Genomic DNA, 14,481 nt, shown 5'->3' on the forward strand with positions numbered 1-14,481 from the left:
ATTTATATTCAGTTAAGTGACAGCTTTGGGGGATTCCCAAAATAATGTCGACAAAACAGATGCCAGGCATCGCGAGATAATCGATGCGCGCGGGCGACGCCTGTCATGCGCCGCCGCGGGCCTTATTTCACGACATAATTCTTCGCTTCATTTTCACCGGCCCATTTACGCAGCGCGGCGATGAATTCCGGGCAGACGTTGCCGTCGACCGTGGAATCGACAATCACGCTGTCTTTCATGCGCATCAGCACCTTGCATTCATAAATGCGGGTGCGGCCCTGGTAATAACCGCTGGTGCTTTGCTGGAATACCGGCGTCGCGGCGGTCGTGTTGGTGGCCGGGATCATGCCGACGACCTGCTGGCTGGTGCCGGTCGTCACCCATTCCTGGTAAGGCGCGGCCTGGTAGTCGGACCACTCCAGTTCCATGGTGTTGCCGACGGCGCGTTTCCGGGACGGCTCGCCCAGCGCCGCGATGGCGTCGTTGATCGAGCGGCCCTGCATGTTGCGGGCGACGTTGACGCTGGGCGAGAACGACAGGCCTTCCGAGAAGACCCGGCTGAGCGAGGGCAACGAGGAGCTGCCGCCGGAGGGCATCGGGGCGCATCCGGCCAGGCTGGCGGCGGCGATCAGGCTGGCGGCCAGGCGCAGCGTCGGACGGCGGGCGGAAAGGGGCGAGGGGAAGATCATGGCTTGTGGTCGGCGCTCCGTGTCGGTCGGGCGCGGCGGCTGCGATTGCGGGCCGGGCGCCAGGCGTTTTGTTTCTCTTCGTGACAGGCCGGGGTGGCCAGCCCTGCGACGGGAGAATGATTGCAGACTGACAGCCTGCTTACGAAATGTCCGCCATTTTTACCGATAAACGGGGCCAGCTTCCTTGCGCCAATGGTGAAATTTGTTACTCAATATGCCCGCGTCGTATTGGCAAAGGGGACGGACCGACCGATCCGCTTTGCTAAGATCGTGGCCGCTGAATCCACCCGATCCGGACACTGACCATGCTATTTGCCCGATTTTCCCCGACCATCCGCGCGGCGCTCGGCGCGCTGGCGTTGATGGCCGGCCTGTTCGCGCCGCAGGCGCACGCCGACAAACTGTATGGCGGCATTGCGACGGATGGCAAGCACGCCAAGATCTATTGGGCGCTGCCCGAGGATTCGGAAAAGGCGGCCGAAGCGGCGGCGTTGGCGGCCTGCCGCAAGGGCGGCGGCAAGGACTGCAAATCGCTGAGCTGGTTTTCGGACAGTTGCATGACCTATGCCCGCAATACCTCGAACGACCTGTTCCCCGGCAACAGCGTGTCGCCGGAAATGGCGGCCAAGAAGGCGATCCGACGCTGCACCGCCGGCAGCCCCAACGGCAAATGCTGGTTGACCACGATGCCGCTGTGCGTCGGGCCGGGCTACAGCGCGCAGGACATGGAAGCGGCCAGAAGGGCCACGCCCGCCGAGCTGGAAGCTCTGTCCGCCAAGCTCAACGACCGCGAATACTGGGGCGCCGTCGCCGAGAAGGACTCGGGCGACCTGACGTACTCGGACGGCTACCCCAATGAGAAGGACGCCCTCAACCAACTGCTGGAATGGGATGAATGCACGGGCTGCACCAAGGTGCTGACCTACCGCGACACCTGCGTCGGCATGGCCTGGGCCAAGGGCGTGAAGGGGCGCGGCACCAGCTACACCGCGCTCGATCCGGATCCGAAGGCGGCGCGCGATGCGGCGCGCAACACCTGCAGCGCCAAGAGCGGCCTGCCCAATTGCGTGGCGATGGTGCGCTGCTCGGGCCGTCCCTACATCAGCGGTTATGCCGGCGAGGACGAAAAAGCCAATTGAGATCGCCGTGAGGCGGCAGCGCGCCGCCCGGCACGCCAAGCCGGCTCCCGTACAGGGGGCCGGCTTTTTTCATGGGCGCCCGGTCAATCCGCCAGCCGCGCGGCGGCGTCGCGGACCACCTGTTGCAGCCACGCCAGCGCCGCGTCGCCGGGCGCACGCCGGCTGCACACCATGTCGATATCGAAAGGGCCCGGGTCGACCTCGGGCGGCAGCGGCCGCAGGGTCAGGCCGGGGCCGGCCAGCCGCAAGGCGGCGCGCCGCGCCAGCGTGGCCACCAGGTCGGTGCCTTGCACCGCGTGCGGCAGCGCGACGATGTGGGCGAAGGTGCAGGCCACCCGGCGCCGCTGGCCCAGCCGCGCCAGGCTGGCGTCCACCACGCCGCGCGCCGAGCCGTCGTCGCTGGGCGTGAACAGCGCGTGCGGCAGCGCCACGTAGCGCGCCAGGTCCAGCTTGCGGCCGCGCAGCGCTGGATGCTGCCTGTCGGCGATGCAGACGAAGTGTTCCTGGTACAGCCGTTCGCGCAGCATGCGCTTGGGCGGCGCCAGGTGGCCGCCGATGGCCAGGTCGACGCTACCGTTGTCCAGTTGCTCGTAGAGGGCGGCGCGGTCGAGCCGCGCGATGCGCAGGTCGATGCCGGGCGCGTCGCGCCGCAGCGCCGCGACGATGTGCGGCACGATCACCACGTCGGCGTAGTCGCTGGCCGCCACGGTGAAGCGGCGGCCGGCGGCGGCCTGGGGATCGAAGCCGGCGCCTTGCGCCAGCGCCTGGCGGATCTGGTCCAGCGCCGCGCTCACGGCCGGCATCAGCGCGACGGCCTTGGGCGTGGGCTGCATGCCGTCGGCGGTGCGCAGGAACAGCTCGTCCTGGAACAGCAGGCGCAGGCGGCCCAGCGCGCTGCTGACCGAGGGCTGGGCGCGGTTGATGCGCTGGCCGGCCAGGGTCACGTTGCGGGTGTCGTAGAGCGCCTCGAAGGCGACCAGCAGGTTCAGGTCGACGGCGGAAAGATTCATGCCATCAATAATACGAATAGCGATTATGGATTTCAACAATTCCATGGCGCGGTCCTACCATGGCTGGCAGCAATGGAATCGAAGGACTGCGCAATGACGACCGTACTGATTACCGGCATCGAACCGTTCGATGGCGAAACCCTGAATCCCTCCTGGGAAGCCGCGCGGCGGCTCGATGGCGCGCAAGTGGCCGGCGCCACCCTGGTGGCGCGCCAACTGCCGTGCGTGATCGGTAAGGTGGTGGGCGTGCTGCGCCAGGCCATCGAGGACACGCAACCGGACCTGGTGATCTGCCTGGGCCAGGCGGGCGGCCGCGGCGACGTGTCGATCGAACGCGTCGCGATCAACGTGGTGGACGCGCGCATCCCCGACAACGAAGGCCGCCAGCCGATCGACGAACCGGTGGTGGCGGGCGGCCCGGCGGCCTATTTCTCGACCCTGCCGATCAAGGCCATCGTGCGCGACCTGCGGCGCGCGGGCGTGCCGGCGTCGGTGTCGTCGACGGCGGGCACCTACAACTGCAACACCATCTTCTACGGCCTGTCGCACTACATCGCCACCGAGCGTCCGGCGTTGCGCGGCGGCTTCGTGCACGTGCCGTACCTGCCGGAGATGGCGGCCCATCATCCCGGCCAGCCCAGCCTGGCGCTGGAGACGCTGATCGAAGGCGTGAAGGTGATGGTGGCGACTTCGCTGGCCGTCACGGCGGATGTCAAGGAAGGCGGCGGCGCGCTGCATTGAAAGGAGACGGACGATGGATACCTTCAACGACGCCGACGCCTTCGCGCTGGACGGCGTGCCGTTCCGCCACCGGCAGGTGCGGGTGGACGGCCTGGGCTATCACGTGGTGGAAGGCGGCGCCGGGCCGGCGCTGGTCCTGCTGGCGGGGTTTCCGCAGAGCTGGTACGCGTGGCGCCGGGTCATGCCCCTGCTGGCGCCGCACTTCCGCCTCTATGCGGTGGACCTGCCCGGGCAGGGCGACTCGGACAAGCCGCTGGACGGCTACGACACTCGCGCGGCGGGCGAGCGCCTGCGGGCGCTGTTCCACACGCTGGGGCTGACGCGCTACGCGCTGGCCGGGCACGACATCGGCGCCTGGATCGCCTATCCCTACGCGGCGCGCCACGCCGACGAGGTCGAGCGCCTGGTGCTGCTGGACGCGAACATCCCCGGCGTGACGCTGCCCGCCAGCTTCGAGCTGGGACCGGACAACTGGAAGCGCTGGCATTTCCTCTTCAACACCGTGCCGGACCTGCCCGAAGCGCTGTTGCAGGGACGCGAGCGGGTGCTGATCGAGTGGTTCTTCAGCCGCAAGACCGCCAACAAGCCGGGCGTGTTCAGCCGCGCCGACCTGGATGAGTACGAGCGCGTCTACCAGACGCTGGGCGGCTTGCGCGGCATGCTGGGCTATTACCGCGCGGCGCACCAGTCGGCCGAGCAGAACCAGGCGCTGCGCGAGACGCCGTTGACGCAGCCGGTGCTGGCGCTGGGCGGCGAACACGGCAGCGCGCCCGATCTGTACGAGGCGCTGGGGCCGCTGGCGCGCGACCTGCGCGGCGGGGTGCTGGCCGATTGCGGCCACTATCTGCCGGAGGAGCAGCCGCGCGAACTGGCGCGGCGCATGCTGGCGTTCCTGGCGTAGCCGGGCGCGACCGCCGCGGCAGACGGCCGCCCCGGCAAGGGCCGCCCCGGCAAAGGGCCGCCCCGGCATTTCCACATTGCGCATCGGTATTTGTCCGGCGCGCGGCGCGCTCCTATCCTGGCCTGCTTGGAATTTCCGCAGGGAGCAGGATGATGGGCAATCGACGCAGATCCGTACTGAAGGCCGCGCTCGGCCTGGCCGGCGGCGTGGTGGTGGGCGCGGGTTTGTTGAGCAACATGACCGGCGCCGCGCCGGCCGCCACCGACGACGCCACGCGCTATCCGAGCCGGCCGGTCAAGCTGATCGTGCCGATCGCGGCCGGCGGCAGCGCCGACAAGCTGGCGCGCACCGTGGCGCAGAAGCTGAGCGAGAAGTGGGGGCAGAGCGTGGTGGTGGAGAACCAGCCCGGCGCCAGCAGCGCTATCGGCAATGCCGCGGTGGCGCATGCGCGCGGCGACGGCTACACGCTACTGCTGGGCGGCGACGCCTTGTCGCTGAACGCGCTGCAACCCGGCAAGCCGCTGTACGACCCGTTGCGCGATCTGCGCGGCGTGACCAAGGCGGTGGTCAATCCGCAGTTGCTGGTCGTGCGCCCGGGCCTGGGCGTGAAGACCTTCCAGGAATTCGTGGCGCTGGTGCGCAGCCGGCCCGGCGAGATCTCGCTGGCGCTGCCTGGCGGCAATGGCAGCCTGCAGCACCTGGCGGTGGAACTGCTCAACGAACGCATCGGCGCCAAGACCAACCAGATTCCCTATCCGGGCGGCGGGCCGGCCACGCTGGATGTGCTGGGCGGCCATGTGGACGCCATGCTGATCACGCTGGCCGCCGCCACCGAGAACGTGCGCTCGGGCAAGCTGGTGGCGCTGGCGGTGACCACGCCGTACCGCTCCAAGGCGCTGCCCGAGGTGCCGACCATGCAGGAGGCGGGGCTGGCCGACTACGCGGTCGAGAGCTGGCAGGGCTTCGTGGTGCCGGCTTCGACGCCGAGCGCGCTGGTCGAGCGCATCCATCGCGACGTGGTGGCCGTGCTGCGCGAACCGGAGACCGCCACGCTGCTGGAGAACCTGGGCTTCGCCATCGCCGCCTCGACGCCCGAATCGGTCGACCAGACCGTGCGCGACGACATCGCCACCTATCGCCGCGTGATCGCCACGGCCGACGTCAAGCTCCAGTAGACGCGCCGCAACAGCGGTTTCATATTCATATCTGAAAGTCTTCTTTGTGTTGTGCGGCGCCGGACCGCAGCATAGAACTTCGTTCAATGCCTACGACACAACAACATGAAGACTCGCAATATCTCCGGCCGTATCCTGCAGGCGGCCGTCGCGCTGGCCCTGGCGGCCGGCGCCACCGGCGCCCACGCCGACGCCACGCTGGACAAGATCAAGGAACGCGGCACCGTCACCATCGGCGTATTGGCCAACGGCGGCGTGTTCGGCTCGATCGACCCGGCCACGCAGCAGCTCGTCGGCTGGAACCCCGACCTGGCGCGTGAACTGGCCAAGGGCCTGGGCGTGAAGGCCGAGCTGGTGCAGGTGCAGACCGCCACCCGCACCCAGTTTCTGATCTCGGGCAAGGTCGATCTGCTGATCGCGTCGATGGAGCTGAATCCGGAGCGCGCCGAGATCCTGGGCTACGCGCCGACGCCGTTCTTCCGCGTGGGCGGCGCGGCCGCCACCCGCAAGGACAGCGGCATCGCCAAGTGGGAAGACCTGCGCGGCAAGCCGGTCTGCGTGTCGCAGGGCAGCAGTTTCGCGCGGCCCCTGCAGGCCGACTACGGCGCGGTGGTCAAGGGCTACAAGAGTTCTTCGGACTCGCTGCTGGCGCTGCGCGGCGGCCAGTGCGTGGCGGCGGTGCACGATTCGACCCTGATCCACCCGCTGTTGCGCACCAATCCCGAATGGGCCGACTACCACGCGCCCATCGCCACGGAAGTGCTGCCGGCCAATTCGGTGGTGTGGACCCGCAAGGGCGAGGCCGACACCATCGCCGCCGTCGACAAGGTGATCCAGGGCTGGCACCGCAGCGGCTGGCTGATCGCCACCGAGAAACGCCTGGACATCCAGCCGCCGCAGCCGTTGCTGCAGGAACTGCACGACAAGTACAAGCAGGGCAGTTGAGCCTCGCGCCCGCCCGTGTTGGAAAAGACCGATGAATAGACAAGCAATCAAGTGGGCCGCCGCGCTGGCGCTGGCGGCCCTGGCGACGGCGGCGCACGCCGACGCCACCCTGGACCGCGTCAAGCAGCGCGGCAAACTGGTGGTGGGCGTGGACGGAGCCAGCCCGCCGTTCGGCCTGCTCGATCCGGCCACCGGCAAGGTCGGCGGCTTCCAGACCGAGCTGGGCCGCGACATCGCCACCCGGCTCGGCGTCACGCTGGAGACGGTGCCGGTGACGGCCGCGACCCGGGTGCAGTTCCTGCAGGCTGGCAAGGTCGATCTGCTGATCGCCAACATCCAGTGGACCCAGGAACGCAGCGAGATCCTGAGCTATGCGCCAACCCCGTACAACCTCGTGGGCGGCGCCGCCATGGTGTCCAAGCGCAGCGGCATCAAGCGCTGGGAAGACCTGAAGGGCAAGGTGGCCTGCGTGTCGCAAGGCAGCAATTTCGCCAAGCCCTTGCAGGAGACTTACGGCGCGGTGGTCAAGGGCCTGCGCAACATCCCTGAATCGCTGCTGGCGCTCAAGGGCGGCAGTTGCGATGCGTCGGTGCACATCCAGCCGGCGCTGTACGAGACGCTGCACGGCCCCAACGGCAAGGAATGGGACGGCTTCGAGCTGGCCACGCCGGACCAGTTGATCCCGTCGCCCACGGTGATCTGGACCCGCCGCAACGAGGCCGATACCCGCGCCTTCGTCGATGGCGTGATCCGCGACTGGCACAAGTCCGGCCTGCTGGTGAAAGAGGCCGACAGGTTCGGCGTGCCGGCAGATTACCTAAAGCAGGCCAACGCCGACGCGCAGGCCGGCAAGTTCGACAGCGCTCCCCCCGAGGCCCAGGCCAAGCCATGACGACGGCCGCCAGGGACACGCTCGATCCCCTGAACCTGATGAATCCCGGAAAGGTCCTGTCATGACTGAATCCCTGTTTCCCGGCGTGTGCGCGCGCCGCGTCCGCGGCGTGGAACTGTCGCCGATTGCCGCGGCCGGCGCGCGCGCCGCGCGGCTGGCGGCCGAGGGCCGCTCGATCGTGGTGCTGACCTCGGGCGAGCCCGACTTCGACACGCCCCAGGCCATCAAGGACGCCGCCGCGCTGGCGCTGGCGCAAGGCCAGACCAAGTACACGCCGACGGCCGGCACCGCCGCGCTGCGACGCGCCGTGGCCGATGGCTACCGCCAGCGCCACGGCCTGCCGACCGAGTCGGCCAACGTCATCATTTCCAACGGCGGCAAGCAGGTGATCTACCTGGCCCTGGCCGCCACGCTCGACGAGGGCGACGAGGTGATCGTGCCGACGCCGTACTGGCCCACCTTCCTGGATTCGGTGCGGGTCAACGGCGGCACGCCGGTGCTGGCGCCGACCGCCCAGGCCGATGGCTTCAAGCTCACGCCGCAGGGCCTGCGCCAGGCGCTGACGCCGCGCACCAAGTGGCTGATCCTGAATTCCCCCGGCAATCCGTCAGGCGCGGTCTACAGCGAAGCCGAGCTGGCGGCCTTGGCCGCGGTGCTGCGCGAACATCCGTCGGTGCTGGTGCTGTGGGACGAGATGTACGAACAGATCTGGTTCGACGAGGCGCCCACGCACTTGCTGCGCGCCGCGCCGGACCTGGCGGGGCGCACGCTGGCGGTCAACGGCGTGTCCAAGGCCTACGCCATGACCGGCTGGCGCATCGGCTGGGGCGTCGGGCCGGCGGCGCTGATCGGCGTGCTGGAGGCGGTGCAGTCGCAGGTGTCGTCGGGCCCCAGTTCGCTGGGCCAGGCCGCCGCGCTGGTGGCGTTGCAGGGCGTGGCCGACGACTTCGTCGAGAACGCGCGGCTGGCCTATGCGCGCCGGGCGCGAGTGATCGTCGACGGCCTGGGCGCGGTGCCGGGCCTGAGCGTGACGGCGCCGCGCGGCTCGTTCTTCGCCTGGATCGGCGTGGCCGGCCTGATCGGCCAGGTCAAGCCCGATGGCGCCGTGATCGCCAACGATGGAGACGTGGCCGACTGGCTGCTGGAGGCCGAAGGCGTGGCGTTGGTGCGGGGCGCGGCCTATGGCTTGTCGCCGTACCTGCGGCTGTCGTTCGCCGCCTCGGACGCCAAGGTGGCGGAGGCCGTCGCGCGCATCGCCCGCGCGGTCGCGGCGCTGCGGCCGGCGGCGCTGGAGGCGGCCGCATGATCGAACAGGCATTGCAGGCCTGGGTGCATTTCTTCAAGCCCCTGGGCCTGAACTACGGCTTCGTGCTGGATCCGGGCGAGCTGTCCGCCTTCGGCCACGGCCTGCTGGTGACGCTGCAACTGTGCGCCTGGACCATTCCCGTCAGCCTGCTGTTCGGCGTGCTGATCGCGGCCGGCCTCACCAGCGGCCGGCCCTGGCTGGCGCGGCCGCTGCAGGCCTTCGTCGAGCTGACCCGCAACACGCCGACGCTGGTGCAGCTCTATTGCGCCTTCCTGGTGCTGAACATGCTGATCACCCAGAAGCTGGGCGGCGGCAGCCCGATCACGCCGTTCATGTGGGTGGTGATCGTGGTGGCGCTGCACAAGGGCGTGTTCCATGCCGAGGCGCTGCGCGCCGGCATCGAGGCGGTGCCGTCGGTGACGCTGGAGGCGGCGCGCTCGCTGGCCTTCTCGCGCCGCCAGATCCTGACGCAGGTGCAGCTGCCGCTGGCGCTGCGCTTCGCGCTGCCGGCGCTGGTCAACAACCTGGTGGACCTGGTGAAGATGACCGCGATCGCCTCGGCCATCGCGGTGGGGGATGTGACCTACGAGTCCATCATGATCTGGTCGCACCGCGACAACGTGCTGGAACTGCTGCTGCTGATCCTGCTGTATTTCGGCCTGCTGACCTGGCTGGTGAGCGTGGGCGGACGCTGGCTGGAAGCGCGCTTGAGGATGCCCGGCTATGGCCAATGAACTGGTATTGAATGGCGCTGCCGCGCATCGCGCGGGCGGCGGCTGGCGGGCGCTGCTGCGCGATCCGTGGGTGGTGCTGCTGCTGGCGCTGGTCGCGCTGGGCGTCGCCTGGGCGCTGACCGACAGCGCGCCGGCCGCGGTGCGGCACCTGTGGCACTGGTCGCCGGCGCTGCTGCGCGGCCTGGGCATGAACGTGCAGATCAGCGTGCTGGCCATGGCGCTGGGCACGGCTGCCGGGCTGGTGGTGGGCGCGCTGTCACTGTCGCCGTCGGCCCTGCTGCGGCGCCTGACGCGGATCTACGTGCTGGCATTCCGCAACGCGCCGATCCTGGTGCTGGTGTACTTCACCACCTACGTGTTCCCGTTCGAACTGAACCTGGGCGGCTGGAACCTGCCGTTCCCGGACTGGATCAAGGTGGTGATCGGGCTGGGCCTGCCGGCCAGCGCCAACGTCGCCGAGATCTTCCGCGGCGCGATCCAGTCGATCCCCGAGGCGCAGTGGGAGGCGGCGCAGTCGCTGGCGTTCCGGCGCGCGCAGATCTTCCGCATGATCGTGCTGCCGCAGTGCGTGCGGCGCATGCTGCCGTCGTGGATGAATCTGTACGCCAGCATCACCATGAGCACCTCGCTGGCCTCGCTGGTCGGCGTGCACGACCTGGTCGACACCGCCACGGTGGCCAGTAACACGGTGGCGCGCAGCGACTTCACCATCCTGGTCTATTTCACGCTATTGGCGCTGTTCTTCGCCTATTGCTATCCCATCGCGCGCTGGACGCGCCATCTGGAACGACGTTATGCGCATCACTGACAGCGGCGGCCACGCCGCGACCGACACCCCGCTGGTGAGCCTGCGGGACGTGCACCTGGCATTCGGCCAGACCGAGGTGCTCAAGGGCATCGACGTCGAGGTCCGGCCTGGCAACGCGGTGTCCATCATCGGCCCGTCGGGCTCGGGCAAGTCCACCATCCTGCGCTGCATCACCGGCCTGCTGCGGCCGCAGCGCGGCGAGATCGAGGTCGGCGGCGTGCGGGTCGACGCGCTCAAGACCGAATCCGAACTGATCGCCCTGCGCAAGCGGGTTGGCTTCGTGTTCCAGCAATACAACCTGTTCCCGCACCTGAGCGTGCTGGAGAACCTGGTGATTTCGCCCATCAAGGTCAACGGCCAGCCGCGGGCCCAGGCCCAGGCGCTGGCGCGCGAACTGCTGGCCAAGGTGCGCATGGACCACAAGGAAAACGCCTATCCGGGCGAGCTGTCGGGCGGCCAGCAGCAGCGCGTGGCCATCGCTCGCGCGCTGGCCCTGCGGCCCGAACTGATCCTGTTCGACGAAGTGACCTCGGCGCTGGATCCGGAAATGGTGGGCGAAGTGCTGACGGCAATACGCGACCTGGTGCAGGACGGCCTGACCTGCGTGCTGGTGACGCACGAAATGCGCTTCGCCCAGGAGGTGAGCGACACGGTGTACTTCACCGAAGCCGGCCGCATCGTCGAGCACGGTCCGCCGGCGCGCATCTTCGGCCGGCCGGACAGCGAGCGCACCCGCGCCTTCCTGCAACGCGCCTCGGCCGAGCCGCCCGCGCGGCGCGCCCAGGCCGATCCGATCGACGCCTACCTGACCTTTGATCCGCTGCGCCTCGCAGTGTGATGCCTTTCCGCAACCCGGAGCCGACATGACCACCGAATCTTCCGTTACTCTCGAACGCCGCCAGCAGGTGCAGGACGCCCTGGCCGACATCCGCGGCCTGCTGGCCGCCGCGCCGCTGACGCGCGACCTGCTGGCGCGGATCACCACGCGCCTGGAGCAATTGGCGCAACAGCGCGCGCTGTTTCCCGCCACCGAATTCGCGCCGCCGGCGCCGGGGCAGGGCGTGGGGGCCTCGACCCGCTACCGCCTCAATCCCGACGACGCCGCCGGCGAACCGGCGCTCTACCTGAACTCGATCAACCCGGGCAAGACCACCTTGCCGCACAACCACACCACCTGGGCGGTGATCGTGGCGCTGTCGGGCCAGGAGCTGAACCGCGTCTACCGCCGCAGCGACGACGGCTCGCAGGCCGGCCGCGCCACGCTGGAACAGGTGCGCGAAGTGGTGGTGCAGCCGGGGCAGTCGGTGTCGTTCCTGCCGGACGACATCCACAGCATCCACGTCACCGGCGATGCGCCGACCCTGCATTTCCACCTATATGGGCAGCCGCTGGAGACGCTGTCGGGCCGCATCGGCATCGACCTGGCCACCGGCGAGATCGTCAACTACAACGCCACCCAGATGAAGCCGGGCCAGGAGCAGCGCGCATGAGCCTCGATCACGCCCACGTGCAGACCCGGCTGGTGCATGCCGGCAGTCCCGACTTGAAGCAGGGCGCCGGCCCGGTCAACGTGCCGGTGGTGCGCACCAGCACCGTGCGCTTCGCCGATACCGCCACCCATGCCGCGCTGAACGCGCAGCGCGCCGCCGGCGAGCGCGTCGCCACCTACGGCCGCCACGGCCTGGACACGCACCAGGCGCTGGAAGCGGCGGTCGCGTCGCTGGAAGGCGGCCATCGCAGCATCCTGGCGCCATCCGGCCTGTCGGCCATCGTGCTGGTGCTGCTGGCCACGCTGGCGCCGGGCGAGCACGCGCTGGTGTCGGACAGCGTCTATTCGCCGGTGCGGCGCGTCGACAAGGCGCTGCTGCAGCGCTACGGCATCGAGGTCGAATACTTCTCGCCCGGCCGCGACGATCTGGCCGAACGCTTCCGCCCCAACACGCGGCTGCTGTACCTGGAGTCGCCCAGCTCGCTGCTGTTCGAGGTGCTGGACCTGCCGGCGCTGGCGGCCCAGGCGCGCAGCCGCGGCGTGCTGGTGGCTACCGACAACACCTGGAGCGGCGGCCTCTACTACCAGCCGTTGGCGCTGGGCGCCAACATCTCGATCCAGGCCGCCACCAAGTACCTGGCCGGCCATTCCGACGTGATGATGGGCGTGGTCACGGTCGACAGCCCCGAGCTGGCGCGGCAGGTCGGCGCCACCTACGACGCGCTCGGCCTGGCGGTGGGCGCGGACGATGCCTACCTGACGCTGCGCGGCCTGCGCACGCTGGACGTGCGGCTGGCGCGCCACCACCAGAACGCGCTGAGCGTGGCCGAATACCTGTCGCGCCATGGCGATGTGGAACGGGTCTTTTACCCGGCGTTGCCGCAGGATCCGGGCCACGCGCTGTGGCGGCGCGATTTCGGCGGCGCCAGCGGCCTGGTGTCGTTCGCGTTCAAGGCCGGCCAGCCGGGCGCGGCGGCGCGCTTCATCGACGCGCTGCGCTATTTCTCCATTGGCGCGTCCTGGGGCGGCTACGAAAGCCTGGCGCTGGAGGCGGCGCCGGAACGGCTGGCCGAGCACAGCGTGTGGCAGGGCGGCCATGAAGTGGTGCGCCTGCACATCGGCCTGGAGCATCCGCTGGACCTGGTCGAGGACCTCGACCGGGCCTTCGGCGCGGTCCGCGACGGCCTGCGCCGCAGCGCCTGACGCATATGCAAATGACTGCGTTTCCTTAGGGATTCTGATTATGTAGAAGCAATTACAACCTCTTTGTCCGGTTGTACCCTCGGGGTCTAGAATTTGCCTTGTTCCACGGTTGGCGGCAGGGCATGTCTTCTATTTCTTCGATCGGATCGGTACAGCTTTCCTTCGCGGCGCGGCAACTGGACGCCGTGCGCGAGTTCTACCGCGGCACCCTCGGGCTGGATGAAATGCCGGTCCCGGACGGACGCCTGTTGTTCGCCCTGGGCGACGCGACCCTGTCGCTGTCGCCAGTGGCCGAGGTCAACCGCGAGGTGCGGGCCGACTATCTGGCGATCCGCACCCACGCCTACGACGACATTCTGCTGCGCCTGCGCGACGCCGGCTTTCATCCGGTCTGTTCGCTGCCCGACGCCTCGCCGCGCGTCATGTACGTCAAAGATCCCAGCGGCAATCAACTGGCATTTCTCGGCTAGGCCTCGTGCTCGGCTCCCTCACACAGGCCTCGGCGATTCCATGAACTTCCAGCAACTGCGTTCCGTGCGCGAGACCGTGCGCCGCGATTTCAACCTGACTGACGTATCCGAAAGCCTGCACACTTCGCAGCCTGGCGTCAGCCGCCAGATCCGCGAACTGGAGGAAGAGGTCGGCGTCGACATCTTCGTGCGCTCGGGCAAGCGGCTGATCGGCCTGACGCCGCCGGGCGAGCAGATCCTGCCGCTGGTCGAGCAGATCCTGCAATGCGCCGACAACATCCGCCACGCTGGCGCCGAATACGCCGACAGCCGCAAGGGCGTGCTGTCGATCGCGGCCACGCATTCGCAGGCGCGCTACGCCTTGCCGCCGGTGGTCAAGGAATTCCGCCAGCGCTATCCCGAGGTTGTGCTGCACCTGCACCAGGGATCGCCCAAGCAGGTCTCGGAGATGCTGCTGGAGGGCGAGGCCGACATCGGCGTGGCGACCGAGGCGGTGGCCGACTATCCCGGCCTGCTGAACCTGCCGTGCTACCGCTGGAGCCACAGCGTCATCGTGCCCAAGGGGCATCCGCTCGCCGCGGTGGACGGCGGCATCAGCCTGTCGCAGCTGTCGCGCTATCCCATCATCACCTACGGGCGCGGCTACACCGGCCGGGCCCATATCGACGAGGCCTTCGCCCGCGCCGGCATTACGCCGGACATCGTCATGACGGCGATGGACGCCGACGTCATCAAGACCTATGTCGAGCTCGAACTGGGGGTAGGCATCGTGGCCGCCGTCGCCTGGGACGCCGAGCGCGACACGCGGCTTTGCGCCATTGACGCCCGCCACCTGTTCGAGATCAACCTGACGCGCCTGGCGATCCGCCGCGGGGCGTGGCTGCGCGGCTATGCCTTCCACTTCATCGAGATGTTCGTGCCGACGTTGACGCGCGCGGTGGTGGACCAGGCGCTCAAGGGCGAAGCCTGAGACCGGGCG

At 68.9% G+C, this 14,481-nt stretch carries 16 protein-coding genes; 14 read left to right on the forward strand and 2 right to left on the reverse strand.

The genetic code is table 11. The annotated features are described in order from the left end of the window. Positions 1-122: 122 nt before the first annotated feature. Positions 123-689, reverse strand: a complete 567-nt coding sequence (locus HV783_RS18270; protein WP_054504225.1) for a hypothetical protein — start codon at positions 687-689, stop codon at positions 123-125. A gap of 305 nt (positions 690-994) precedes the next feature. Between HV783_RS18270 and HV783_RS18275 the strand changes: the two genes are divergently transcribed. After that, complete coding sequence (locus HV783_RS18275; protein WP_064525336.1) at positions 995-1,828, forward strand: DUF4189 domain-containing protein; 834 nt, start codon at positions 995-997, stop codon at positions 1,826-1,828. 83 nt (positions 1,829-1,911) lie between these two features. Here HV783_RS18275 and HV783_RS18280 read toward each other — a convergent pair whose 3' ends face one another. Then, the gene (locus tag HV783_RS18280; protein ID WP_054504223.1) at positions 1,912-2,838 is read right to left on the reverse strand and encodes a LysR family transcriptional regulator; all 927 of its coding nucleotides are present in this window, start codon (positions 2,836-2,838) and stop codon (positions 1,912-1,914) included. A gap of 93 nt (positions 2,839-2,931) precedes the next feature. Here HV783_RS18280 and pcp point away from each other — a divergent pair, with 93 nt between their 5' ends. The 13 genes from pcp (at position 2,932) to HV783_RS18345 (ending at position 14,472) form a co-directional block, all read left to right on the forward strand. Beyond that, positions 2,932-3,579 (forward strand): pyroglutamyl-peptidase I, encoded by a 648-nt coding sequence (pcp, locus tag HV783_RS18285; RefSeq protein WP_054430555.1) that lies wholly within the window; start codon positions 2,932-2,934, stop codon positions 3,577-3,579. A gap of 13 nt (positions 3,580-3,592) precedes the next feature. Then, positions 3,593-4,480, forward strand: coding sequence for an alpha/beta fold hydrolase (locus tag HV783_RS18290; protein WP_175167969.1), 888 nt, complete (start codon positions 3,593-3,595; stop codon positions 4,478-4,480). A gap of 149 nt (positions 4,481-4,629) precedes the next feature. Beyond that, complete coding sequence (locus HV783_RS18295) at positions 4,630-5,655, forward strand: Bug family tripartite tricarboxylate transporter substrate binding protein (RefSeq protein ID WP_081004540.1); 1,026 nt, start codon at positions 4,630-4,632, stop codon at positions 5,653-5,655. 105 nt (positions 5,656-5,760) lie between these two features. Further along, positions 5,761-6,600 (forward strand): transporter substrate-binding domain-containing protein, encoded by an 840-nt coding sequence (locus tag HV783_RS18300; protein WP_054416957.1) that lies wholly within the window; start codon positions 5,761-5,763, stop codon positions 6,598-6,600. Between the two features lie 31 nt (positions 6,601-6,631). Beyond that, positions 6,632-7,492, forward strand: a complete 861-nt coding sequence (locus HV783_RS18305) for a transporter substrate-binding domain-containing protein (protein ID WP_054504221.1) — start codon at positions 6,632-6,634, stop codon at positions 7,490-7,492. 61 nt (positions 7,493-7,553) lie between these two features. Then, positions 7,554-8,798, forward strand: a complete 1,245-nt coding sequence (locus tag HV783_RS18310; protein WP_175189621.1) for an aminotransferase class I/II-fold pyridoxal phosphate-dependent enzyme — start codon at positions 7,554-7,556, stop codon at positions 8,796-8,798. Further along, the gene (locus tag HV783_RS18315) at positions 8,795-9,532 is read left to right on the forward strand and encodes an amino acid ABC transporter permease (RefSeq protein WP_054416961.1); all 738 of its coding nucleotides are present in this window, start codon (positions 8,795-8,797) and stop codon (positions 9,530-9,532) included. Before HV783_RS18310 ends, HV783_RS18315 begins: the two co-directional genes overlap by 4 nt. Next, positions 9,522-10,340, forward strand: a complete 819-nt coding sequence (locus HV783_RS18320; protein ID WP_054504219.1) for an amino acid ABC transporter permease — start codon at positions 9,522-9,524, stop codon at positions 10,338-10,340. The genes HV783_RS18315 and HV783_RS18320 overlap by 11 nt, the downstream gene beginning before the upstream one ends. Further along, positions 10,327-11,178 carry an amino acid ABC transporter ATP-binding protein gene (locus HV783_RS18325; protein ID WP_175189622.1) on the forward strand — a complete coding sequence of 284 codons (852 nt, stop codon included), beginning with the start codon at positions 10,327-10,329 and terminating at the stop codon, positions 11,176-11,178. The genes HV783_RS18320 and HV783_RS18325 overlap by 14 nt, the downstream gene beginning before the upstream one ends. 25 nt (positions 11,179-11,203) lie before the next feature. Continuing rightward, complete coding sequence (locus HV783_RS18330; RefSeq protein WP_047990843.1) at positions 11,204-11,830, forward strand: cysteine dioxygenase family protein; 627 nt, start codon at positions 11,204-11,206, stop codon at positions 11,828-11,830. Then, positions 11,827-13,032: a cystathionine beta-lyase gene (metC, locus tag HV783_RS18335; protein WP_175189623.1), complete on the forward strand. Its 1,206-nt coding sequence runs from the start codon at positions 11,827-11,829 to the stop codon at positions 13,030-13,032. The genes HV783_RS18330 and metC overlap by 4 nt, the downstream gene beginning before the upstream one ends. Positions 13,033-13,154: 122 nt before the next feature. Beyond that, a complete protein-coding gene (locus HV783_RS18340; RefSeq protein ID WP_054417062.1) occupies positions 13,155-13,502 on the forward strand; it encodes a VOC family protein in 348 nt (115 codons plus the stop codon). Between the two features lie 40 nt (positions 13,503-13,542). Beyond that, positions 13,543-14,472: a CysB family HTH-type transcriptional regulator gene (locus tag HV783_RS18345; RefSeq protein WP_054504216.1), complete on the forward strand. Its 930-nt coding sequence runs from the start codon at positions 13,543-13,545 to the stop codon at positions 14,470-14,472. Positions 14,473-14,481 lie beyond the last annotated feature (9 nt).

Source organism: Achromobacter dolens (assembly GCF_902859745.1).
Lineage (GTDB): Bacteria > Pseudomonadota > Gammaproteobacteria > Burkholderiales > Burkholderiaceae_B > Achromobacter > Achromobacter dolens.

Coding starts and splice junctions, on each gene's coding strand:
- HV783_RS18270 (WP_054504225.1), bottom strand. CDS start 689: ATGATCTTCCCCTCGCCCCTTTCCGCCCGCCGTCCGACGCTGCGCCTG.
- HV783_RS18290 (WP_175167969.1), top strand. CDS start 3,593: ATGGATACCTTCAACGACGCCGACGCCTTCGCGCTGGACGGCGTGCCG.
- HV783_RS18325 (WP_175189622.1), top strand. CDS start 10,327: ATGCGCATCACTGACAGCGGCGGCCACGCCGCGACCGACACCCCGCTG.
- HV783_RS18305 (WP_054504221.1), top strand. CDS start 6,632: ATGAATAGACAAGCAATCAAGTGGGCCGCCGCGCTGGCGCTGGCGGCC.
- HV783_RS18310 (WP_175189621.1), top strand. CDS start 7,554: ATGACTGAATCCCTGTTTCCCGGCGTGTGCGCGCGCCGCGTCCGCGGC.
- HV783_RS18295 (WP_081004540.1), top strand. CDS start 4,630: ATGATGGGCAATCGACGCAGATCCGTACTGAAGGCCGCGCTCGGCCTG.
- metC (WP_175189623.1), top strand. CDS start 11,827: ATGAGCCTCGATCACGCCCACGTGCAGACCCGGCTGGTGCATGCCGGC.
- HV783_RS18340 (WP_054417062.1), top strand. CDS start 13,155: ATGTCTTCTATTTCTTCGATCGGATCGGTACAGCTTTCCTTCGCGGCG.
- pcp (WP_054430555.1), top strand. CDS start 2,932: ATGACGACCGTACTGATTACCGGCATCGAACCGTTCGATGGCGAAACC.
- HV783_RS18300 (WP_054416957.1), top strand. CDS start 5,761: ATGAAGACTCGCAATATCTCCGGCCGTATCCTGCAGGCGGCCGTCGCG.
- HV783_RS18280 (WP_054504223.1), bottom strand. CDS start 2,838: ATGAATCTTTCCGCCGTCGACCTGAACCTGCTGGTCGCCTTCGAGGCG.
- HV783_RS18330 (WP_047990843.1), top strand. CDS start 11,204: ATGACCACCGAATCTTCCGTTACTCTCGAACGCCGCCAGCAGGTGCAG.
- HV783_RS18320 (WP_054504219.1), top strand. CDS start 9,522: ATGGCCAATGAACTGGTATTGAATGGCGCTGCCGCGCATCGCGCGGGC.
- HV783_RS18275 (WP_064525336.1), top strand. CDS start 995: ATGCTATTTGCCCGATTTTCCCCGACCATCCGCGCGGCGCTCGGCGCG.
- HV783_RS18315 (WP_054416961.1), top strand. CDS start 8,795: ATGATCGAACAGGCATTGCAGGCCTGGGTGCATTTCTTCAAGCCCCTG.
- HV783_RS18345 (WP_054504216.1), top strand. CDS start 13,543: ATGAACTTCCAGCAACTGCGTTCCGTGCGCGAGACCGTGCGCCGCGAT.